A 20,115-nucleotide genomic window follows, 5' to 3' on the forward strand; every position below is an offset into this window, starting at 1 on the left:
CGGTGCCTTCCATGGCTTCTGGATTCCGGCGTTCCATGCCGGAATGACGACATGCAGCTTCCGAGGGATGCCCCCGTTCGACTCAGAGCGAGAACACGAACACCGAGCCGCCCATCTGGGTGTAATGCGCCAGTTCCTTGAACGCGCCCACCGCCCCCAGACCCGCGGTCGGGTCCTTCAGGTCGAACACCAGACCCACGCCCGGCCAGCCGCCGACGCCGGAGTAGATGGCGACGTACTGCTTGCCGTTATGCTGGTAGGTCATGGGATGGCCGATCACGCCGGACGGCAGCTGGAACTGCCACTTCAGCTCGCCGGTGCGGGTGTCGCGGGCCTTGATGAAGCCGTCCAGGGTGCCGTAGAACACCAAGTCGCCGGCGGTCGCCAACGTGCCGCCCCAGACCGCGAACTTCTCCGGCACTTCCCATTCCATCTTGCCGGTGACCGAATTCATGGCCTTGACTTGGCCCAGCATGCCCTTGGGCCCCGGATACATGTTGAGGGTCGCGCCGACGAAGAACTGGCCGGCCCGGTAGGGCAGCATGAACGGTTCCCAGTCCATGCAGATGTGGTTCACGCCCATGAAGAACAGCTTCTTGTCCGGATCGTAGGATTCGATGCCCTGGTTGTGGTAACCCATGGCCGACGGACAGATGCCCTTGGCGTTGTGGTCCATGCGGGTGCTGTATTCCGGATCGCGGATGGGCAGACCCGTCTTAAGATCGACCTTCTTCACCCAGTTGACGGTGTCGTCGATCTTGAAGGCGTTGACCATGGCGCCGGTTTCCCGGTTGAGGGTATAGACCAGGCCGTTGCGGTCCGGGTGGGTCAGCAGCGGCGTCATCTTGCCGTCCACTTCCTGCTCGGACAGCCCCATGTAGTTGATGCCGGCGTAATCCCACTCGTCGTGCGGCGTCTTCTGGTAGCCGAACTTGGCGCGGCCGGTGTCGGCGTCGCGGCCCCAGATGGTCATGGTCCATTTGTTGTCGCCGGGACGCATGGTCTCGTTCCAGGGTGCCGGGTTGCCGGAACCGTAGTAGATCATGTCCAGCTTGGGATCGTAGGCATACCAGCCCCAGTTGGTGCCGCCACCGATCTTCCAGGCGTCGCCCTCCCAGGTCTGCTGCCCCAAGCCGAACTGGCCGTAATGGGGGTTGTTCTTATTGAAGTCCTTGTCCAGCAGCAGGTCTTCGTCGGGACCGGTGGCATAGGCCCGCCATTCCTGCTTGCCGTCCTTGATGTTGTAGGCCGTGACGTAGCCGCGCACGCCCAGCTCGGCGCCGGCCGAGCCGATCAGCACCTTATCCTTCACCACGAAGGGCGCGCCGGTCAGGGTCGAGCCCATGGCGATGTCGGAGTTCTCCATCTTCCAGATTTCTTCGCCGGTCTTGGCGTTGAGCGCGACGACGTTGCCGTCCAGCTGGGCCAGGAAGATTTTCGCCGGGCCGTGGTCGCCGGCCGGCACGTAGGCCACGCCGCGGTTGACCACGTCGCAGCACGCCACAGCGCGGGCCGCCGGATTCTGCTTGGGCTTGTACTGCCACAGGATCTTGCGGGTGTCGTTCAGATCGACCGCGTAGACGTTGTTCGGGAACGGCGTATGGATGTACATGATGCCGTCCACCACCAGCGGCGCGCCTTCGTGGCCGTGCAAAGTGCCGGTGGACATGGTCCAGGCCACTTTCAGATTCTTGACGTTGTGGCTGTTGATTTCCGTCAGCCGGCTGAAATGGGTGGAGCTGTAGTCCTTGGTCTGCATGACCCAGTTCCGGTCGTCCTTGGACAACCGGTCCAGCTCCGGGTTAGCGTGCGCGGATTGCCCGGCCAGCATGGCGCCCATCGCCAGCACCGACCCGCCGAAGCCGCTTGCCAGTTTGCGAATTTGCATGTGTCTCCTCCGAGAATGAATGACGCCGACCCTGCATCGGCGCTCTACGAACAGCGGCGGAGATTCTGGGACAGATCATGTCGGCGGCGTTACGGAATAACCCCTCGAAGCAGCCTTGAAAAACTCTCGAATGCTGGGTGGAAAAACTCCCGTCCTGGTTGATGTAATCAAACAAAAGTATGAAGCGCTACGCGCAGCTGGATTGAATGTGGGTTTTCGGACCCACGGCCGACGCCCTTTCTTTTGTGCGGCCAAAAGAAAGTACGCAAAGAAAAGGCCGCCCGGAGGCCGCGAAAACTCCCTGCGCTTCTCGCTTTCGACGAGGGTCCATCGAAGGGGCTTCCTGCCCCTCGATGGACGAGCCGCATCCCGGCGGCTCCCCCTGCGGGCTGTTCTCGCCGAAAGCTGCGATGCTCGGCGCGGCCTGACGGGGTAAACGTCAAGAACGGAAACGGCCAAGGCGCTTCCCACCCTAATTCAAAGTCAGATTCCGACAATCAGGAATATCTCCCTGTCAAAACACCCGCCAATCGAGGCAAACTAACCCGATTTTTTCCCGGAGTAAGCGCCTTTGAGCCTGCGGTTTCGCCTGAACCTCATGATCGGGCTGGTGATGCTGGCCATCATCGGCATGGGCACGCTGTTCGTGGTCCACAACGCGCGCCGTTCGGTGGCGGAGGAAGTCCGCTCCTCGGTCAATCTGGCATTGCAGCTGATCGACGCCGGCCTGGAACAGGCGGTGGCGGCGGGCCGTTCGCCGGTGGATTGGATCGCCCAGCTCGCCCGGCTCGACCATACCCGCCATTTGAGCCTCAGCATCCATCAGGGCGAAAAAACGATAATCGACCTGCCCTCCTCTGCCGGCCCCGCGGAGGGTGAGGAAGCGCCCGCCTGGTTCGCCTGGGCCGTCGCGCCGGAACCCCTGGTGGCGGAGAAACATCTGCATCAGATCGGCAATCCGATGATTCAGATCACCGTCGACGCCAACCCGGCGGACGAGATCGCCGAAGCCTGGACCGAGGCGCGCGGCTTTCTATTGCTGATGCTGGCGCTCGCCGTCACGGTGTACCTGGTCGTCCATACCACCCTGGGGCGGGCATTCAAGTCGGTGGGCGTGATCCTCGAAGGGCTGGAGAATCTGGAAAACGGCGATTACAGCCGGCGCCTGCCGGAGTTCTACCTGCCGGAATTCGCCCGCATCTCGCGGGCCTTCAACCACACGGTCTGCGCGTTGGAGAGAAGCCGCGAGGAAAACCGGGCGCTGACCCAGGGCTCGCTGGCGATCCAGGAAGAGGAGCGGCGCTATCTCGCGCAGGAGTTGCACGACGAACTGGGCCAGTCGCTGAGCGCGATCAAGGCGATCGCCGCGTCGCTCCGCAAGCCGGAGCGGGACGAAAAATCGACGGCGGACGCCGTCGGCGCCATCCAATCGATCTGCGACCATTTGTTCGCCGTGCTGCGCACCCTGATGCAGCGGCTGCGCCCCTTGATGCTGGACGAGCTGGGATTGAAGGCGTCGTTGGAGGACATGGTCGAAAACTGGCGCAGCCGTTATCCCGACGTCGCGCTAGACTTCCGCTGCGACGATGGCATCGACGACTGCATCGGCGACTCCAAGATCCATATGTTCCGGATCGTGCAGGAAAGCCTGACCAACGTGGTCCGGCATTCCGGCGCGCGCCATCTCAAAATCCATTTGAACCTGATCGAAACCGCCGACGACCGCCCCGAAGCCGTCCTGCTCAAGGTCAGCGACGACGGCGCCGGCTTCGATCCTTCCCAGGCCCCGGCCGGCTTAGGCCTGCTCGGCATCCGCGAGCGGGTGGAAAGTCTGGGAGGACAGTTCAGCCTGAATACCCGCCCCGGCGCCGGCGTCACCCTGCGCATCAAAATTCCCTGCGGAGACGAATGTTCATGAGACCCAAGATTAGCGTGCTCCTGGTGGACGACCACGCCGTAGTCCGCGCGGGCTACCGCCTGCTGCTGTCCGGCACCCCGAACATCGAAGTCGTCGGCGAGGCCGAGCGGGGGGAGGAAGCCTGCCAGCTCTACTCCGACATCCGGCCGGACGTGATCGTCATGGACCTTTCGCTGCCCGGCATCGGCGGGCTGGCCTCGATCCGCCGCATCCGCACCCGCGACGCCTCCGCCCGGATCCTCGTCTTCAGCATCCACGACGAGCTCATCTACGTGGTGCGCGCGCTGGAAGCCGGCGCCAGGGGCTACATCACCAAGAGCTGCGCGCCGGAAATCCTGGTCGACGCGGTGGCCCGGATCGCCTCCGGCGAATCCTTCCTGGAACCGGAAATCGCCCAGCGCCTGGCGATGCAGACCCTGGGCGGCGCCGAGGCGGCCACCGCTTTGAACACGCTCTCGGCTCGCGAGTTCGACGTCTTCCTGCTGCTGGCCAAGGGCTACACCACCCGCGAGGTCGCGGAAGAACTGCGGCTCGGCTATAAAACCGTCGCCAATTACAGTACCCTCATCAAGAGCAAGCTGGGCGTGAACACCACCGCCGAAATGGCCCGCCTCGCCTACCAGAACGGGATATTCAAAACGTAACGACGATGGCCGAAACCGCGTATTACTCCCAACCCTTTGCAGAGCTCCTGGCCAGCGAACGGCTGAACAGCTTGGTACCGGGTGTACCCAACCTCGGCATGCGGCCGCGGCTGGACGCCTTGCGGATCGAAACGGCTTTCGAACCCGAAACGGTCCGCGACCATGACATGGCGCAGTGCTGTCTGGCGGCCATCTGGCTGTATCACGATTTTTTCGACGAAAGCCACCGCATCAGCCAGGGCATCGCCACAGCCAGCGGCAGCTACTGGCACGGCATCCTCCACCGCCGCGAACCGGACGCCTGGAACAGCAAGTACTGGTTCAAGCGGGTCGGCAGCCACCCGGCCTTTGCCGAAGTGGCCGCCGCCGCGCGGGAGCTGGCCCAAGCCGAACCGCACTCGCGCGAAACCGAATTCCTGCTGCGGCAGACCGCCTGGGACCCCGTCGCCTTCATCGACCTGTGCGAAACCGCCCGCCTCGGCCATACGCCCGCGGAGCCCTTGTGCCGGCGCATCCAGCTCGCGGAATGGCGGATACTGTTCGATTATTGCTACAGACGGGCCTTGAGCGCCTGAAAACCCCGGATCAAGCCACCCGCCCTTGCGGAAGGCGAATGTCCACCACGATCTCGGAATAGGGGGCGCTTACCCGTCCCCGCTCGTCCCGCTCCACGGCATGCCACGCGGAAAGCCTCTCCACGTCGCCGTGCACGTTCTTATAGTCGCGCTTCAGCCGCCGGGCCAATTCGGCAACGGTCATGGGACCGCATTCCCGCAGAACGGCGAGCAAATCCCAGCGGCGCGGCGTGAACAACGCCGCGAACTGGCCGACGTCGGCAAAACCGATCCCGAAATACGGTGCAGGACTCTCGCGGCGCTCCAGCGCCTCCATCATCCGGGCCGCGCGGGACAGATTCGCCTCGAGAGGCTCACCCACCTTCACGTTCAATACTCGCTCGGTCATTGTTCGACACCTTCTATATCGGCCATGAAATCAGCCATCAATTGTTGGGGATTGACGAAGCGATACGGTGCCTCTTGGTTACCGATATGTTTGTGATCGCCCTTGCCTCGTTCATTGTCGTAACCCACTCTCCGCTCGCCGTCGACGACGTAAACCAGCCGGTATTTGTAAGGATGCTACGACGGAGGCACAGGAGACGGAACCCTCCAAATCACGATCTCGACGAACCCCTCGCCGTAAGCCTCCTTGGTACGAAACAGTTCCACGGCTTTCATGGGGTCTATTACACCATAAGCGGGAGCGGGAGCGGGAGCGGGAGCGGGAGCGGGAGCGGGAGCGGGAGCGGGAGCGGGGGCGAAAACACTTGTCCGCGGTGTCGTACTTGGCAAGGGGACGAAGTAAATCAGCCGTTCAGGCCACCCGCAACACCTTCGCCCCGCGAATCCGGCGCTGCTTGAGGTCGAGCAATGCCCGGTTAGCGTCCTCGAACGCGTATTCCTCCGTCTCGGGACGGATGCCCATTTCCGCCGCCAGCGTCAGAAAGCCGGCTACGTCGCTGCGCGCCACGTTGGCGACCGACTTGATTTCCCGCTCCATCCACAAGTGCCGGGCATAGTCGAGACCGCCCAGGCAGTCACGGTCTCCGGGCGCCTTGCGTATCGCATTGATGACCAGGCGGCCACCGGGAGCGAGGTTGGCAAGCGCCGCGACTACCGGTTTCCAAGCCGGCGTGGTGTCGATGATGGCCGCCAGCGGCACTGGAGCAGTGTCTACGGTATCGCCGGCCCAGACTGCGCCCAGTTGCAGCGCGAAAGCACGCTCTTCGGGGTTACGCGCGAACACGTAGACTTCCGAATCGGGGAACCGGTGCCGCGCCATCATCAGCACCAGATGGGCGGAGGCTCCGAAGCCGGTAAGCCCCAGCCGCTGGCCGTTGTCGAGCCCGCTGAGATTGAGCGAGCGGTAGCCGATGGCCCCGGCGCACAGGAGCGGCGCGGCCTCAAGATCGGTGAACACCTCCGGAATACGGAAGGCGAAGGCCGCCGGGACGGTCATGTACTCGGCGTAACCGCCGTCGGCATCGCGGCCGGTGGCGAGGAATCCGGGACAGAGGTTCTCCCGTCCCGACCGGCAGTAGTCGCATTCGCCGCAAGCCGAATAGATCCAGGCCGCGCCGACGCGATCGCCCAGGGCGAATCCCGCAACATCGGCCCCGAGCGCCGCGATACGGCCTACGGCCTGATGTCCGGGCACCACCGGCAGGCGCGGCGGCGCGGTGCGGCCTTCGATCTCGTCGATTTCGGTGTGGCACACGCCGCAGACCGAGACCCTCAGCAGGATTTCGCCGGGGCCCGGCTCCGGCACCGGAAGGTCGGCGAGCCGCAGCGGGGTTCGCGACAAATCCAGCGGCCCTATTTGGCCGATCAACCAGGCTTTCATGACAGCCCCATACTTTGCCAAGCCGTACGGCACCCTTGACGGCAAAAATACTCGTAACTACGATAATTCGATATGTTGATCGAATTCGATCCCGAAAAACGCAACAAGACCCTAGCCGAACGCGGCGTGGATTTCGCAGATGCCGCTGAAATATTTGCCGGACGCCACTTTACCCTGGAAGACGCCCGTGAAGATTATGGCGAATCACGCTTCATCACAGTCGGCATGCTGAAAGGCCGAATGGTGGTTCTGGTCTGGACACCTCGCGGCGAGGCTCGCCGCATCATTTCCTTGAGGAAAGCCAATGAACGCGAAACAACCCGTTATGCCCACCGAGTGGCATGATCCGGACGACGCCCCGGAACTGACGGACGAATTCTTCGAGCAAGCCGACGAATTCGTCGGCGAAAAACTGGTGCGCCGGGGGCGTCCCAGGGCCGAAAACCGCAAGGTCGCCCTGACGGTACGCTACGACGCCGACATCGTTGCCGCCTTTCGCGCCACCGGGCAGGGCTGGCAATCGCGCATGAACGCCGCCTTGCGCGATTGGCTCAAGACCCATTCCCCAGCATAAACCGGGGGGCGTCACCGCCTACGCCAGGCTCTTCACCGCCACCTCGTACACATCCTTCGAGACGCCTTCCAGGCCGGCTATGCGCTGCAACTGGCGGCACATGGCTTCCTGCCGCCCTTGGTCGTAGCGGCGCCACTGAGTCAGCGCGCCTAGCATGCGGGCGGCGACCTGGGGATTGATGGCGTTGAGGGCGACGATCTGATTGCTTAAGAATTCGTAGCCGCTGCCGTCGGCCGCATGGAAGTTGACCGGATTGGCCTGCGAGAACGCACCGATCAGCGACCGCACGCGGTTGGGGGTGCGCAGGTCGAAATCGGGATGCGCCGTCAGCGCCTTGACGTTCTCCAGGGTGCCCGGAAGATGGCAGCTCGCCTGCAGGCTGAACCACTTGTCGATAACCAGCGCCTCCTCCCGCCATCGGGCGTAGAACGACTCGAGGCAGGCGGCTTTCTCCGGATGGGCGCTGTTGACGATCGCCGCCAGAGCCGCGATCTGGTCGGTCATGGTGCGGGCTTCGCGGAACTGGGCTGCGCACAGCTGGTAGGATTCGGCCGTCTCCAGTTCGGCGATAAACCCCAGGCAGGTGTTCTTGATCCGGCGCCGGTTTCTCGCAGCCGGGTCGAGTCCCCCCGTTTCAGCCGCATGGTGCTCCCGGTAGAGCCTCAGGAAGTCCTCGGCCAGGGCAGCGGCCAAGGCTTTGCGGACCGTCTGGCGCGCCCGGTGGATGGCTTCCGGATCGGCCACGCTCATCAGCGCGGCGACGTAGTCTTCCGAGGGCAGGCCCAGCAGCAGCGCCTGATAGGACAGGTCTGCCGCCGGTTGCGCCAGCAGCGCGCGGAAGGCGTCGACCAGATTCGAGTCGACGGTTTCCGGATTTTCGCCCGCCCGGATGCGCTCGATGAGGCCGAGCATCACCTGGGTCGCCAGGCTCTGGCCTGCGTCCCAGCGGTTGAAGGCGTCGGTGTCGTGGGCGAACAGGAATGCCAGCTCCTCGGCGCTGCGTTCCATTTTCAATCGGACCGGCGCGGAAAAGCCGCGCAGGACGGAGACCACGGGGCGCTCGGGGACGTCCACGAATTCGAATACCTGTTCGGCCTCCCGGACGTGCAGGACGCAGGTTCCCGGCCCGGCCTCTGCTTCACCCGCCAACCGCAGCGGCAATTCGCGCCCGTCCTCCGCCAGCAGGCCTACGGCCAACGGTATGTGCAGAGGCCGTTTGACCGGCTGGCCCGGCGTCGGCGGACAGGACTGGCGCACCGACAGGCGCAGGGTCCGGGCCCCGGCGTCGTACTCGGGGTCGAGCCGCAGTTCGGGCGTGCCGGCCTGGGCATACCACAGGCGGAACTGGCCGAGATCGATGCCGTTGGCGTCCTCCATGCAGCGCACGAAATCGTCGCAGGTCACGGCCTGCCCGTCGTGGCGCTCGAAATAGAGGTCCGTGCCCTTGCGGAAGCCCTCGGGGCCGGCCAGGGTCTGGATCATCCGCACCACTTCCCCGCCCTTTTCGTAGACGGTGAGGGTGTAGAAGTTGTTGATCTCGATGTAGGAATCCGGCCGCACCGGATGCGCCAGCGGACCTGCGTCCTCGGCGAACTGGCGGGTCCGCAGCAGGTTCACGTCCTCGATGCGCTTGACCGCCCGCGAACTGCGGTCGGCAGAGAATTCCTGGTCGCGGAACACGGTCAGCCCTTCCTTCAGGCTGAGCTGGAACCAGTCGCGGCAGGTGATGCGGTTGCCGGTCCAGTTGTGGAAATATTCGTGGCCGATGACGCCCTCGATGTGCTCGTAATCGGCGTCGGTCGCGGTGTCGGGCCGCGCCAGCACGAACTTGGTGTTGAAGACGTTGAGCCCCTTGTTCTCCATCGCCCCCATGTTGAAGTGGCTGACCGCCACGATCATGTACAGGTCGAGGTCGTACTCGCGGCCGAAGCGCTCCTCGTCCCAGCGCATCGCGTGCTTGAGCGACTGCATGGCGTGATCGCACTTGTCCCGATCATGCGGCTCCACGTAGATCTGCAGCGCGATCTCGCGGCCCGAGGCGGTGACGAAACGGTCTTCCAGGCAGGTGAGCTGCCCGGCCACCAGGGCGAAGAGGTAACAGGGCTTCTTGAACGGGTCCTCCCACCGGACCCAATGCCGGCCGTTTTTGAGTTCGCCGCTGGCGATCCGGTTGCCGTTCGACAGCAACACCGGATAGCGGCTCTTATCCGCCACGATCGTCGTAGTGAACAACGACATGACGTCGGGCCGGTCGATGTAATAGGTGATGCGGCGGAAGCCGTGCGGTTCGCACTGGGTGCAGAACATGCCGTTGGACAGGTACAGGCCTTCCAGCGCGGTGTTGGCTTCCGGGTTGATCCGGTTGACGATTTCCAGCTCGAACGGCCGGTCCGGCACCGCATGGATCAACAGCCCCGATTCGCTGACGCTGTATTCGCCCTCGCTCAGCGTCCGCCCGTTGAGCTTGGCGGATTCGAACGCCAGGTGCTCGCCGTCGAGCGCAAGCACGGGCTGCCATTCTTCCACCGCCGGATTGTGGCGCAGCTTCAACCGGGAGGTAACGCGGGTGGACTGGGGATCCAGCTCGAAGAACAGGTCGACGGCATCGACCAGATATGCCGGCGGCTGGTAGTCCTTGAGGTAGATGGTCTTCGGGGTGGCTTCACGCATTGTTGCGAATCTTGGTTCTGGAAAAACGGAAGTCCCGATGATACGGCTTAACCCGGCCCGGTCCAAACCGGTGGCCCGATTCAATCCTGATACATTTCGGAAATTCTGCCGACACCCGCCCTCGGGATCATGCCATCGCCGGGTAAGACAGGCCCGGCGGCATCCGCTGAAAACTCAATCAGGAGATCCCCCATGAAGCGTTATCGTTCCCTCTCGCAGAAATTGATGGCAGCCGCTGTGTTCGCGGGCCTCGCCTCGGCCATATCGACGGCCGGCGCGTTCCCCTCGCCCAAACCCGATCCGGAGGAGCGGCTGGCGGCGATGCTTTGGCGTATCCACGGCGAGCTGAACCTGAACGGCGAACAGGACGGTCTGTGGAAACGCGCAGAAGACGATACCCGGCAGATGACGAAGTCGCACCGCGAGCGCTTCGAGACCGCCCAGAAGGACATCAAGTCGGCGCTGAGCGATGGCAGCGCCGACCTTCGCGCCCTCTTCGACAAACTGGACGCGGACAAGAGCAGCGTCGAAGCCAGGATGAAGGAAAACCGGAAACTGTGGCTTAGCTTCTACGACAGCCTGGATCCGACCCAGAAAAAGACCGTAAACGCCCAACTGCTGGCCGAACTCGATAGAATGGGCCCCATGCCAGCCGATGGCAAATGCCGATTCGCTCCCGGAAAAGCCGAAGGCAATCCCCTCCCCCCGAAATAGCAGCTCCATGCAGGCACCGACCACACGTATTTTGATCGTGGATGACGACGTCGAGATTCGGAATCTGCTCGGCGGATACCTCTCGCGCTTCGGCATGGAAGCCGTCGGTGTCCACGATGGCGCAGAGATGAAAAAAGCGCTGGCGGAAAGTTCGTTCGACCTCGTCGTACTGGATCTGATGCTGCCGGGCGAAGACGGCCTGAGCCTGTGCCGGTCGCTCCGCGGCGAGAGCGATATCCCGGTCATCATGCTGACGGCCAGGGGCGATCCCATGGACCGGGTGGTCGGCCTGGAACTCGGCGCCGACGACTACGTGGCCAAGCCGTTCGAGCCGCGTGAACTGGTGGCTCGCATCCAGACCATCCTCCGGCGCGCCCGGCACGAGCGCGAAACGGAAAGCCCCGAAGCCTCCGACATCGCCGTGGAATTCGAAGGGTGGCGGCTGCACCGGGTGCTCCGGCAACTGACCTCGCCCGAAGGCATGGTCGTTCCCCTTTCCAATGCCGAATTCCGCCTGCTGAGCGTGTTCATCGAGCGTCCGAACCGCATTCTGACCCGCGACCAGCTGCTCGACTATGCCCGTGGCCGGGCCATGGAAGTCTTCGACCGCAGCATCGACCTGCTGGTGTCCCGGCTGCGCCAGAAACTGCAGGACGACCCCAAGAATCCCAGGCTCATCAAGACCATCCGCGGCGAAGGTTATTTCTTCAGCGCCCAGGTAAGCAAATGCGGCGCCTGATCCCGGACACGCTGTTCATCCGCCTGTTCCTGCTGCTGCTGGTGACCTTGACCGCCAGCCACTTCCTGGGCATGGCGGTCGTGTTCAACCTGGAATTGTCCGAACCTCCGCCTCTACCGCCGGCCCCGGCGCAGCCGGCTCCCCAGGCTCACCTCCCGCCCCTGCCGGAGTGGCTGTCCCGGCCGCCTCCGCCGGCCGACTTCCCGCCGCCGAAGGACAATTTCGGCTGGCGCGTGCCGGGGCTGGAGCCGACGCCCGCTCCCCCGCCGCAGCCCACTGTGGAGCAGGCTTCCGGCGATGTCATGGGCACTGGAATGTCCCTCCCCTACCGCCCGCACGGTGGCTGGATCAACGCGGCGATGCGGCTCGTCGCCCTGGGGTTGACGGCATGGATCGGCGCCCGCTGGCTGTCCCGGCCCATCATCCGCATCGCTCGGGCTGCCGAGCATTTCGGCGACAGCCTCAGTAGCCAGCCGCTGGAGGAAAGCGGCCCCGCCGAGGCCCGCCAGGCCGCCCGCGCGCTCAACCGCATGCAGGCGCAACTGCTGGAACAAATCCGCCAGCGCAGCCAGTTCCTGGCGGCAGTATCCCATGATTTGCGCACGCCGATCACCCGCCTCAACCTCCGAGTCGAAGGTGTGGAACCGCCCGAACTCCGCGAAAAACTGCACGAGGACCTGCGCGAGATGTCGATCATGCTGGGATCGACCCTGGATTATCTGCGCGGCCATGTCGAACCCGAGCCGCTGCAGCCGCTGGACGTCGAAGCCCTGGTGAATTCGCTCGCGGAGGACGCGCAGGATCAGGGCCAGGAAGTCAGCGTCAGCGGCGAAGCCAGGCCGATCACGGCTCGTCCCATCGCACTGCGGCGCTGCCTGGACAACCTGATCGTCAATGCATTGCGCTACGGCCAGAGCGCCGAAATCACGCTGAAGGATACACCGGGGAATCTGGTCATCGAGGTGAGGGACCACGGGCCGGGCATTCCGGACGACCAGCTCGAAGCGGTCTTCGCGCCCTTCGTCCGGCTCGAGACCTCCCGCAACCGCGCCTCCGGCGGCACCGGCCTGGGGTTGTCCATCGCCCGCGACGTCGCCCTCGGCCATGGCGGCCGCCTGACCCTGCGCAACTGCCCCGACGGCGGGCTCATCGCCCGGCTCAATCTCCCGCGTAAGTGATTCGCCGCGGCGCGCGGATCCGGCCGGCGTCCGTTTTTCACACTTTCCCGCTAAACTTGAACCGGACCGGATGATTTCCTACCGTTCGGCTGGCCCCGCCCCGATGGAGAAACGCAATGAGCGGCCCCAAGTTCAGCGACGTCACGCATCCCACCGATCTGGGCGACCACGGCAGAGGTACAGGCCCGGTCCGCCGGCAGCGGCCGGTCTACGCCGACCTGCTCCCTCCCTGCAACAACGCCTGCCCGGCCGGCGAGAACATCCAGGCCTGGCTGGCCGAGGCCCAGGCAGGCCGCTACCGGCATGCCTGGCGGATCCTGATGCGGGACAACCCGATGCCGGCGGTGCACGGCCGCGTCTGTTACCACCCCTGCGAATCCCATTGCAACCGCAACGAAGTCGACGAGGCGGTGAGCATCCATGCGGTGGAACGCTTCCTGGGTGACCTCGCCCTGCGGGAGGGCTGGGAAGCGGAGACCGAGGCGCCGCCCAGCGGCCAGCGGGTGCTGGTGATCGGCGCCGGACCCAGCGGGCTGTCGGCCGCCTATCATCTAGTGCGCCTGGGCCATGAGGTCGAGATCCACGAGGCGGGCCCCTTGGCCGGCGGCATGATGCATTTCGGCATCCCCGCCTACCGCCTGCCACGCCGAGAATTGGAGCAGGAAGTCCAGCGCATCGAGCGGATGGGGGTCAGGATCAGGCTCAACCACCGGGTCGACGATGTGCTCGAGGAAAAAACGGCAGGCCGCTTCGACGCCGTCTTCCTCGCCATCGGCGCACACCTGAGCAAACGGGTCGAGATCCCATCCCGCGACGCCGGCAAGATTCTCGACGCCGTGAGCTTCCTGCGCCAGGCGGCCAGCGGCGACCCGCCCAAGCTGGGGCGCCGGGTCGCCATCTACGGCGGCGGCAATACCGCGATGGACGCGGCCCGCACCGCCAAGCGTCTGGGCGCGGAGGAAGCCCTCATCATCTACCGCCGCGACCGCGAGCACATGCCGGCCCATCCGTTCGAGGCCGACGAGGCGCTGGAGGAAGGCGTCAGGATCAACTGGCTGCGCAGCATCAAGCAGATCGACCAGACCCGCATCCAGGTGGAGGTCATGCGTATCGACGAACGCGGCTATCCGCAGCCGACCGGGGAATTCGAGACCCTGGAAGCCGACGCCCTGATCCTCGCCCTGGGGCAGGACACCGACACCGCCTTCCTGCACAAGATCCCCGGCATCCGCTTTAAGGACGACGGCACCGTGCTGGTGGACCCCAACATGATGACCGGCAAGGCGGGCATCTTCGCCGGCGGCGACATGGTGCCCAGCGAGCGCACCGTCACCGTGGCGGTCGGCCACGGCAAGAAAGCGGCCCGCCACATCGACGCCTATCTGCGAGGATCGGCGTATGTTCCGCCCCCCAGACACCCCATCGTCGGCTTCGACAAATTGCACGTCTGGTATCTGACCGAGGCCGACCAGCGCGAGCAACCCCAGCTCGACCCGGCCCTCCGGGCCTACGGCTTCGACGAGGTCGTGCAGGGGCTGAGCGAATCCGAGGCGCTGTTCGAGGCCCGGCGCTGCTTCTCCTGCGGCAACTGTTTCGAATGCGACGGCTGCTACGGCGCCTGCCCCGAACAGGCCATCGTCAAGCTGGGGCCGGGCAAGCGCTACCGCTACGACTACGACCGCTGCACCGGCTGCGCCGTGTGCTACGAGCAATGCCCCTGCCATGCCATCGAAATGATCAGCGAACCGGGAGCCTGAGACCATGCATCCGACCACGGAAACCACGCTCGAGGGCAACGAGGCGGTGGCTTACATCGCCTACCGGATCAATGAGGTATGCGCGATCTATCCGATCACCCCCTCCTCCACCATGGCCGAACTGGCCGACCAGTGGGCGGCCGAGGGCAAAACCAACATCTGGGGCAACGTGCCGCTGGTGGTGGAGATGCAGAGCGAAGGCGGGGCCGCCGGCGCGGTGCACGGCGCGCTGCAGACAGGTGCCCTGACCACCACCTTCACCGCCTCGCAGGGTCTCTTGCTGATGATCCCGAACATGTACAAGATCGCCGGCGAGCTCACCCCTACGGTGTTCCATGTCGCGGCCCGCTCGCTCGCCGCCCAGGGCTTGTCCATCTTCGGCGACCATTCCGACGTCGCCGCCGTGCGCCCCACCGGCTTCGCCCAGCTCGCCTCCAGTTCGGTGCAGGAGGCGCACGACATGGCCCTGCTGGCCCAGGCCGCCAGCCTGGAATCACGGATTCCGTTCGTGCATTTCTTCGACGGCTTCCGGACCTCGCACGAGGTCAACAAACTGAGCCTGATCGCCGACGAAGACATCCGCGCCATGATCGATCCCGCCAAGGTCCGGGAGCATCGGACGCGGGCATTGAACCCCGACCATCCCTTCATCCGCGGCACCGCCCAGAACCCGGACGTCTATTTCCAGGGCCGGGAGACCGTCAACCCGTTCTATGCCCGCTTGCCCGGAATCGTGCAGGCGCAGTTCGACAAATTCGCCGGACTCACCGGCCGGCGGTACCGCTTGTTCGATTACTTCGGCGACCCGCAGGCCGAGCGGGTAGCCGTGATCCTCGGCTCCGGCGGGCAGACCCTGCGCGAAACCGTAGCCTTCCTGTGCCGGCAGGGCGAGAAGGTCGGCGTGGTGCAGGCACGCCTTGCTCTGCCCTTCTCCGCGCCCCACTTTTTGGCCGCGTTGCCGGCGAGCGTCCGGGCCATCGCGGTGTTGGACCGGCTCAAGCTGCCGGGTTCCACCGGCGAGCCGCTCTACACCGACGTCGTCACAGCGCTGACGGAACGCGGCGCCGCGCCGCGCGTCATCGGCGGTCGCTATGGCCTCTCCTCCAAAGAGTTCACCCCGGCCATGGCCAGGGCGGTGCTGGACGAGCTCGCCCAACCGCAACCCAAGAACCACTTCACCATCGGGATCCGCGACGACGTCTCCCACACCAGCCTGGACTACGACGAGCGCTTCGAGATCGAGCCGGACGACGTGGTACGCGCCCTGTTCTTCGGCTTGGGCGCCGACGGCACGGTGGGCGCCAACAAGAACAGCATCAAGATCATCGGCGAATCCACGCCGCTGCACGCCCAAGGCTACTTCGTCTACGACTCGAAGAAATCCGGTTCCCGCACCGTCTCCCACGTGCGCTTCGGCCCCCGCCCGATCGAATCCCCCTATCTCATCCGCTCGGCCGGCTTCGTCGGCTGCCACCAGTTCAACTTCGTGGAGAAGATCGACGTGCTGGAGCACGCCCGCAAGGGCGCGGTATTCCTGCTCAACAGCCCGTATGGACCGGACGAGGTGTGGGACCGTCTGCCCCGTACCGTCCAAGAAAGCATCATCGAGAAGGGCATCGCCTTCTACGTCATAGACGCCTCGAAAGTAGCGGCCGAATCGGGCATGGGCAACCGCACCAACACCATCATGCAGACCTGCTTCTTCGCCATCTCCGGCGTGCTGCCGCGCGAGGAGGCGATCGAGCGGATCAAGGCCTCGATCCACAAAACCTACGGCAAGAAAGGCGAGGACGTGGTCAAGAAGAACTTCGCCGCGGTGGACCATACCCTGGCGCATCTGTACCGGGTGGAAGTGCCGGCGCAAGCCAACAGCCGCCTGGAAATGCCGCCGCCGGTACCGCCCGAGGCGCCGGAATTCGTCCAGCGGGTAACGGCAGCCATGATGGCCGGGACCGGCGATGCCCTGCCGGTATCCGCCCTGCCGGTCGACGGCACTTACCCTTCCGGCACCACCCGTTGGGAGAAGCGCAACATCGCCGACACGGTCCCCGTATGGGAACCGGACATCTGCATTCAATGCGGCAACTGCAGCTTCGTCTGCCCGCACAGCGTAATCCGCTCGAAGTTCTATCCGGACTCGCGGCTCGCGGGTGCGCCCGCCGGCTTCAAATCCGCCTCCATCAACGCCCGAGGCTTCCCCGAAACCCGTTACACCTTGCAGTTCTACGTCGAAGACTGCACGGGCTGTGGCCTATGCGTGGAGGTCTGCCCGGCGCGCAGCCCGCGCGAAACCGGCGTCAAGGCAATCAACATGCGGCCGAAGGCACCGATCCTGGAGCAGGAGCGCACCAGCATCCGTTTCTTCGAACAACTGCCCGTCAACGACCGCTCGCGGGTAGACTTCTCGTCGGTGCGCGGCGCACAGTTCCTGGAGCCGCTGTTCGAATTCTCCGGCGCCTGCGCCGGCTGTGGCGAAACGCCCTATGTGCGCCTGCTTTCCCAGTTGTTCGGCGACCGCCTGCTGGTGGCCAACGCCACCGGCTGCTCCTCGATCTACGGCGGCAACCTGCCCACCACGCCCTGGACCAAGAACGCGGAAGGCCGCGGCCCGGCCTGGTCGAACTCGCTGTTCGAGGATAACGCCGAATTCGGCTTAGGCTTCCGGCTCAGCGCCGACAAGCATCTTGCCCTTGCCCGCCAGCGACTGGAGGAACTCGGGCAGCGGCTTCCGGCCGGACTGGCCGACGAAATACGGAACGCGCCGCAACTCACCGAATCCGAGATCCGCCACCAACGGGAACGTGTCGCGGCCCTGAAATCCTCCTTGCAAGACATCGACGGCGAAGCGGCTCGAGACCTGCTGTCGGTGGCCGACCATCTGGTCCGGCGCAGCATCTGGATCGTCGGCGGCGACGGCTGGGCCTACGACATCGGCTCGGCCGGGCTCGACCACGTCCTCGCCAGCGGCCGGGACGTCAACGTTCTGGTGCTGGACACCGAGGTGTATTCCAACACCGGGGGCCAGATGTCGAAATCGACCCCGCTCGGCGCCGTCGCCAAATTCGCCGCCGCCGGCAAGCCGGTCGCCAAGAAGGACGTGGCGCTGCAGGCCATCGCCTACGGCAACGTGTATGTGGCCCGGATCGCCATGGGCGCCAATCCCCAGCAGGCATTGCTGGCGCTGCGCGAGGCCGAGGCCTATCCCGGCCCCTCGCTGGTCCTGGCCTACAGCCACTGCATCGCCCACGGCATCGACATGCGGCAAGGCTTGAAGCAGCAGGACCTGGCTGCCGCCAGCGGGCATTGGCCGCTGATCCGCTACAACCCGGCGCTGCGGCAATCCGAACGGAACCCCTTCGTACTGGACTCGCCCCGCCCCCGCGTCAAGCTCAAAGACTATGCTATGAACGAGCTGCGCTACCGGATGCTGGCGCGCTCCCATCCAGCGGAAAGCGAGCATTTGATGATGCTGGCGCAGCAGGTGGTCGACCAGAAGTGGGGGATCTACGAGGAAATGGCGAGCCGGACCGGCGCCCACTTCCACCCCGACGCCAGCGTCAAGGCCCAATGATCGAGGAGATGCAATATGGACCTCAGCACAACCTATATGGGACTGCCCTTGAAGCATCCGGTCGTCGCCTCGGCCTCCCCGCTTTCCGAAAGCCTCCACGGCATCAGACGGCTGGAAGACGGCGGCGTCGCAGCCATCGTTCTGTTCTCCCTGTTCGAAGAGCAGATCCGGCATGAAAACGAGGTGTTCTCACAGCTGATGGCCTCCGGCAGCGAAAGCTTCGCCGAATCGTTGAGCTATTTTCCGGCGGCCGCCGATTATCACGCCGGACCGGAGCGCTATCTCGAACTGATCCGGCGGGCCGTCGAAGCCGTCGACATTCCGGTCATCGCCAGTTTGAACTGCATGAGCGACGAAGGCTGGATCGACTACGCGCGGCAAATCGAACAGGCCGGCGCACGGGGACTGGAACTGAACATCTACGGCATCGAAACCGATCCCCGCATCTCCGGCAGCGACATCGAACAGCGCTACGTGGACATCCTTACCGCCGTCAAGTCGGCGGTGCGCATTCCGGTCGCCTTGAAGCTCAGCCCGTTTTTCAGCGCCATGGCCCACATGGCCATGCGCCTCGAACAGGCCGGCGCCGACGCGCTGGTGCTGTTCAACCGCTTCTACCAGCCGGACGTCGACATCGAGCGGCTGGAGGTTCTCCCTTCGCTGGAACTGAGCAGCCCCGGCGAAATACGCCTGCCCTTGCTCTGGATCGCCCTGCTGCACGGCAAATTCGCCCCGTCGCTGGGCGCAACGACCGGCGTAGCTGGCGCCGGAGAGATCGTCAAATATCTGCTCGCGGGAGCCGACGCCGTCATGACGGCGTCGGCCCTGCTACGGCACGGCCCCACCTACGCCGCGGTGCTCGTGAAAGGCCTCGAGCACTGGATGGACGCCCACGGATTCGCGTCCCTCGCCCTGCTCAAGGGCAGCATGAGCCATGGCAGGATCGCAAATGCCAGCGCCTACGAACGGGCCAATTACATCAAGGTCCTGGAGTCTTTTCAGATTCCGCCGGTCTGAACATGGAACGAAAAAAAAGGCGCGGCCCGGAAGCCGCGCCTTCCCGCAACGAAAAACCGTTGCGACTCAATGATGAGGCTTCGCGGCAGGTGTTGCGGGAGCGGCGGCAGCCGGCGCCGGCGAGGCAGCCGTATCGCCCTTGACCGTGACCTTGTCGCGATTCTTGGACAGAATGCCGTCCTTGATGCCCTTGACGCGCTTCAGGTCGTCGACCGACTTGAAGTTGCCGTTAGCCTCACGGTCCTTCACGATGGCGTCTGCCTTGGCTTTTCCCACCCCGGTCATCGTCGCGGCAATTTCCTCGGCGGTCGCGGTGTTGATATCCAGGGGCTCGGCCCAGGCTGCAATGCTGAAAAACATGAGCAGAAGCAAAGCGAACAGCTTTTCCATATTTATCTCCAACTTATGGTTTACAGGAGATTTTTACTATAGAAGAAACCCTCCGAAAAGCAATGTGGCCGTGTAGCCACCGGGCGGGGCTTGCCGTGCCCGGCCCTGGCTGGGTAAAGTGCCTCTCCTGTTGAACCCGCGCCCAGACTTCCTAAACAAACCCATCGTGAGGGCATTCCATGGATCAAGATAAAGCTTTCCGCCGCACCCTGGCCGGACTCGCCACGACCGCCGTTTTGCTGGCCGGGTGCGGCAGCGAAACACCGGAGCCAGCCAAGACTTCAGCTCCCGCCGCCACAACGAGCTCCGCCCCATCAGTTCCTCCGCACATTCCGGTGACTCAATCCGAGCACCAGATTTTCGAAAAACTTTACGTTGAAAAGTGCGTCCAGGGGCAGCAGAACGATCCCGACAACCTCGTCAAGAACGACCAGGAGTTGGGACGGATATGCGAGTGCATGGCGAAGGAGATATCGCAACGGATCAGCAAGGCCGAGGCCGTGCATTTCAATCAGAAAGGGGAGTTTCCGTTCGACCTGGTCATCATGAGCAACCAGGCCGCGAACCACTGCCTGGGTTCGCCGTAAGAGCCGGCGCCATCTCCGGCCAACGGCCGCGCGAATCCCGATCGGCGCGCCGCCTGCACTGGGCC

Annotated in this window: 17 protein-coding genes and 1 pseudogene; 12 read left to right on the forward strand and 6 right to left on the reverse strand. The window is 64.5% G+C overall.

Annotated features, from left to right (window positions below; translation table 11 throughout):
• Window positions 1–82 precede the first annotated feature (82 nt).
• Window positions 83–1,888, reverse strand: coding sequence for a methanol/ethanol family PQQ-dependent dehydrogenase (locus OOT43_RS06930; protein ID WP_266024105.1), 1,806 nt, complete (start codon window positions 1,886–1,888; stop codon window positions 83–85).
• A gap of 571 nt (window positions 1,889–2,459) precedes the next feature.
• Between OOT43_RS06930 and OOT43_RS06935 the strand changes: the two genes are divergently transcribed.
• The 3 genes from OOT43_RS06935 to OOT43_RS06945 are packed head-to-tail and all read left to right on the forward strand — an operon-like array spanning window position 2,460 to window position 5,025.
• Window positions 2,460–3,806, forward strand: a complete 1,347-nt coding sequence (locus OOT43_RS06935) for an ATP-binding protein (RefSeq protein ID WP_266024106.1) — start codon at window positions 2,460–2,462, stop codon at window positions 3,804–3,806.
• On the forward strand, window positions 3,803–4,450 hold the full coding sequence (locus OOT43_RS06940) for a response regulator (RefSeq protein WP_266024107.1): 648 nt from the start codon (window positions 3,803–3,805) through the stop codon (window positions 4,448–4,450). Before OOT43_RS06935 ends, OOT43_RS06940 begins: the two co-directional genes overlap by 4 nt.
• A 5-nt stretch (window positions 4,451–4,455) precedes the next feature.
• Complete coding sequence (locus tag OOT43_RS06945) at window positions 4,456–5,025, forward strand: hypothetical protein (protein WP_266024108.1); 570 nt, start codon at window positions 4,456–4,458, stop codon at window positions 5,023–5,025.
• 10 nt (window positions 5,026–5,035) lie between these two features.
• On the opposite strand, the gene OOT43_RS06950 is transcribed toward OOT43_RS06945, so the two are convergent.
• From OOT43_RS06950 to OOT43_RS06960, 3 genes and pseudogenes are all read right to left on the reverse strand, one after another.
• Complete coding sequence (locus OOT43_RS06950; RefSeq protein WP_266024109.1) at window positions 5,036–5,413, reverse strand: HVO_A0114 family putative DNA-binding protein; 378 nt, start codon at window positions 5,411–5,413, stop codon at window positions 5,036–5,038.
• A pseudogene (locus OOT43_RS06955) lies at window positions 5,410–5,577 on the reverse strand (toxin-antitoxin system TumE family protein); the annotation flags it as partial. The pseudogene OOT43_RS06955 and the gene OOT43_RS06950, both read right to left, overlap by 4 nt.
• A gap of 247 nt (window positions 5,578–5,824) precedes the next feature.
• Complete coding sequence (locus OOT43_RS06960) at window positions 5,825–6,853, reverse strand: zinc-dependent alcohol dehydrogenase family protein (protein ID WP_266024110.1); 1,029 nt, start codon at window positions 6,851–6,853, stop codon at window positions 5,825–5,827.
• 72 nt (window positions 6,854–6,925) lie between these two features.
• Between OOT43_RS06960 and OOT43_RS06965 the strand changes: the two genes are divergently transcribed.
• Both OOT43_RS06965 and OOT43_RS06970 read left to right on the forward strand, forming a co-directional pair.
• Complete coding sequence (locus OOT43_RS06965) at window positions 6,926–7,198, forward strand: BrnT family toxin (RefSeq protein ID WP_266024111.1); 273 nt, start codon at window positions 6,926–6,928, stop codon at window positions 7,196–7,198.
• Window positions 7,158–7,427: a BrnA antitoxin family protein gene (locus tag OOT43_RS06970; RefSeq protein WP_266024112.1), complete on the forward strand. Its 270-nt coding sequence runs from the start codon at window positions 7,158–7,160 to the stop codon at window positions 7,425–7,427. The genes OOT43_RS06965 and OOT43_RS06970 overlap by 41 nt, the downstream gene beginning before the upstream one ends.
• An 18-nt stretch (window positions 7,428–7,445) precedes the next feature.
• On the opposite strand, the gene pepN is transcribed toward OOT43_RS06970, so the two are convergent.
• Window positions 7,446–10,097, reverse strand: coding sequence for an aminopeptidase N (gene pepN, locus OOT43_RS06975; protein WP_266024114.1), 2,652 nt, complete (start codon window positions 10,095–10,097; stop codon window positions 7,446–7,448).
• Window positions 10,098–10,289: 192 nt separating this feature from the next.
• Here pepN and OOT43_RS06980 point away from each other — a divergent pair, with 192 nt between their 5' ends.
• The 6 genes from OOT43_RS06980 (at window position 10,290) to OOT43_RS07005 (ending at window position 19,073) form a co-directional block, all read left to right on the forward strand.
• Window positions 10,290–10,811: a Spy/CpxP family protein refolding chaperone gene (locus tag OOT43_RS06980; protein ID WP_266024115.1), complete on the forward strand. Its 522-nt coding sequence runs from the start codon at window positions 10,290–10,292 to the stop codon at window positions 10,809–10,811.
• A gap of 7 nt (window positions 10,812–10,818) precedes the next feature.
• On the forward strand, window positions 10,819–11,550 hold the full coding sequence (locus OOT43_RS06985; protein ID WP_266024116.1) for a response regulator: 732 nt from the start codon (window positions 10,819–10,821) through the stop codon (window positions 11,548–11,550).
• Window positions 11,538–12,728: an ATP-binding protein gene (locus OOT43_RS06990; RefSeq protein WP_266024117.1), complete on the forward strand. Its 1,191-nt coding sequence runs from the start codon at window positions 11,538–11,540 to the stop codon at window positions 12,726–12,728. Before OOT43_RS06985 ends, OOT43_RS06990 begins: the two co-directional genes overlap by 13 nt.
• Window positions 12,729–12,844: 116 nt before the next feature.
• Window positions 12,845–14,485: an NAD(P)-binding protein gene (locus OOT43_RS06995; RefSeq protein ID WP_266024118.1), complete on the forward strand. Its 1,641-nt coding sequence runs from the start codon at window positions 12,845–12,847 to the stop codon at window positions 14,483–14,485.
• A 4-nt stretch (window positions 14,486–14,489) separates the two neighbouring features.
• On the forward strand, window positions 14,490–18,056 hold the full coding sequence (gene nifJ / locus OOT43_RS07000; RefSeq protein ID WP_266024119.1) for a pyruvate:ferredoxin (flavodoxin) oxidoreductase: 3,567 nt from the start codon (window positions 14,490–14,492) through the stop codon (window positions 18,054–18,056).
• Window positions 18,057–18,071: 15 nt separating this feature from the next.
• Window positions 18,072–19,073, forward strand: a complete 1,002-nt coding sequence (locus OOT43_RS07005) for a dihydroorotate dehydrogenase-like protein (protein WP_266024120.1) — start codon at window positions 18,072–18,074, stop codon at window positions 19,071–19,073.
• A gap of 66 nt (window positions 19,074–19,139) precedes the next feature.
• Here OOT43_RS07005 and OOT43_RS07010 read toward each other — a convergent pair whose 3' ends face one another.
• Window positions 19,140–19,463 (reverse strand): ComEA family DNA-binding protein, encoded by a 324-nt coding sequence (locus OOT43_RS07010; RefSeq protein ID WP_266024121.1) that lies wholly within the window; start codon window positions 19,461–19,463, stop codon window positions 19,140–19,142.
• Window positions 19,464–19,642: 179 nt separating this feature from the next.
• Here OOT43_RS07010 and OOT43_RS07015 point away from each other — a divergent pair, with 179 nt between their 5' ends.
• Window positions 19,643–20,050, forward strand: a complete 408-nt coding sequence (locus tag OOT43_RS07015) for a hypothetical protein (RefSeq protein ID WP_266024123.1) — start codon at window positions 19,643–19,645, stop codon at window positions 20,048–20,050.
• The last annotated feature ends 65 nt before the right edge of the window (window positions 20,051–20,115 follow it).

This window comes from Methylococcus mesophilus (genome assembly GCF_026247885.1).
Lineage (GTDB): Bacteria > Pseudomonadota > Gammaproteobacteria > Methylococcales > Methylococcaceae > Methylococcus > Methylococcus mesophilus.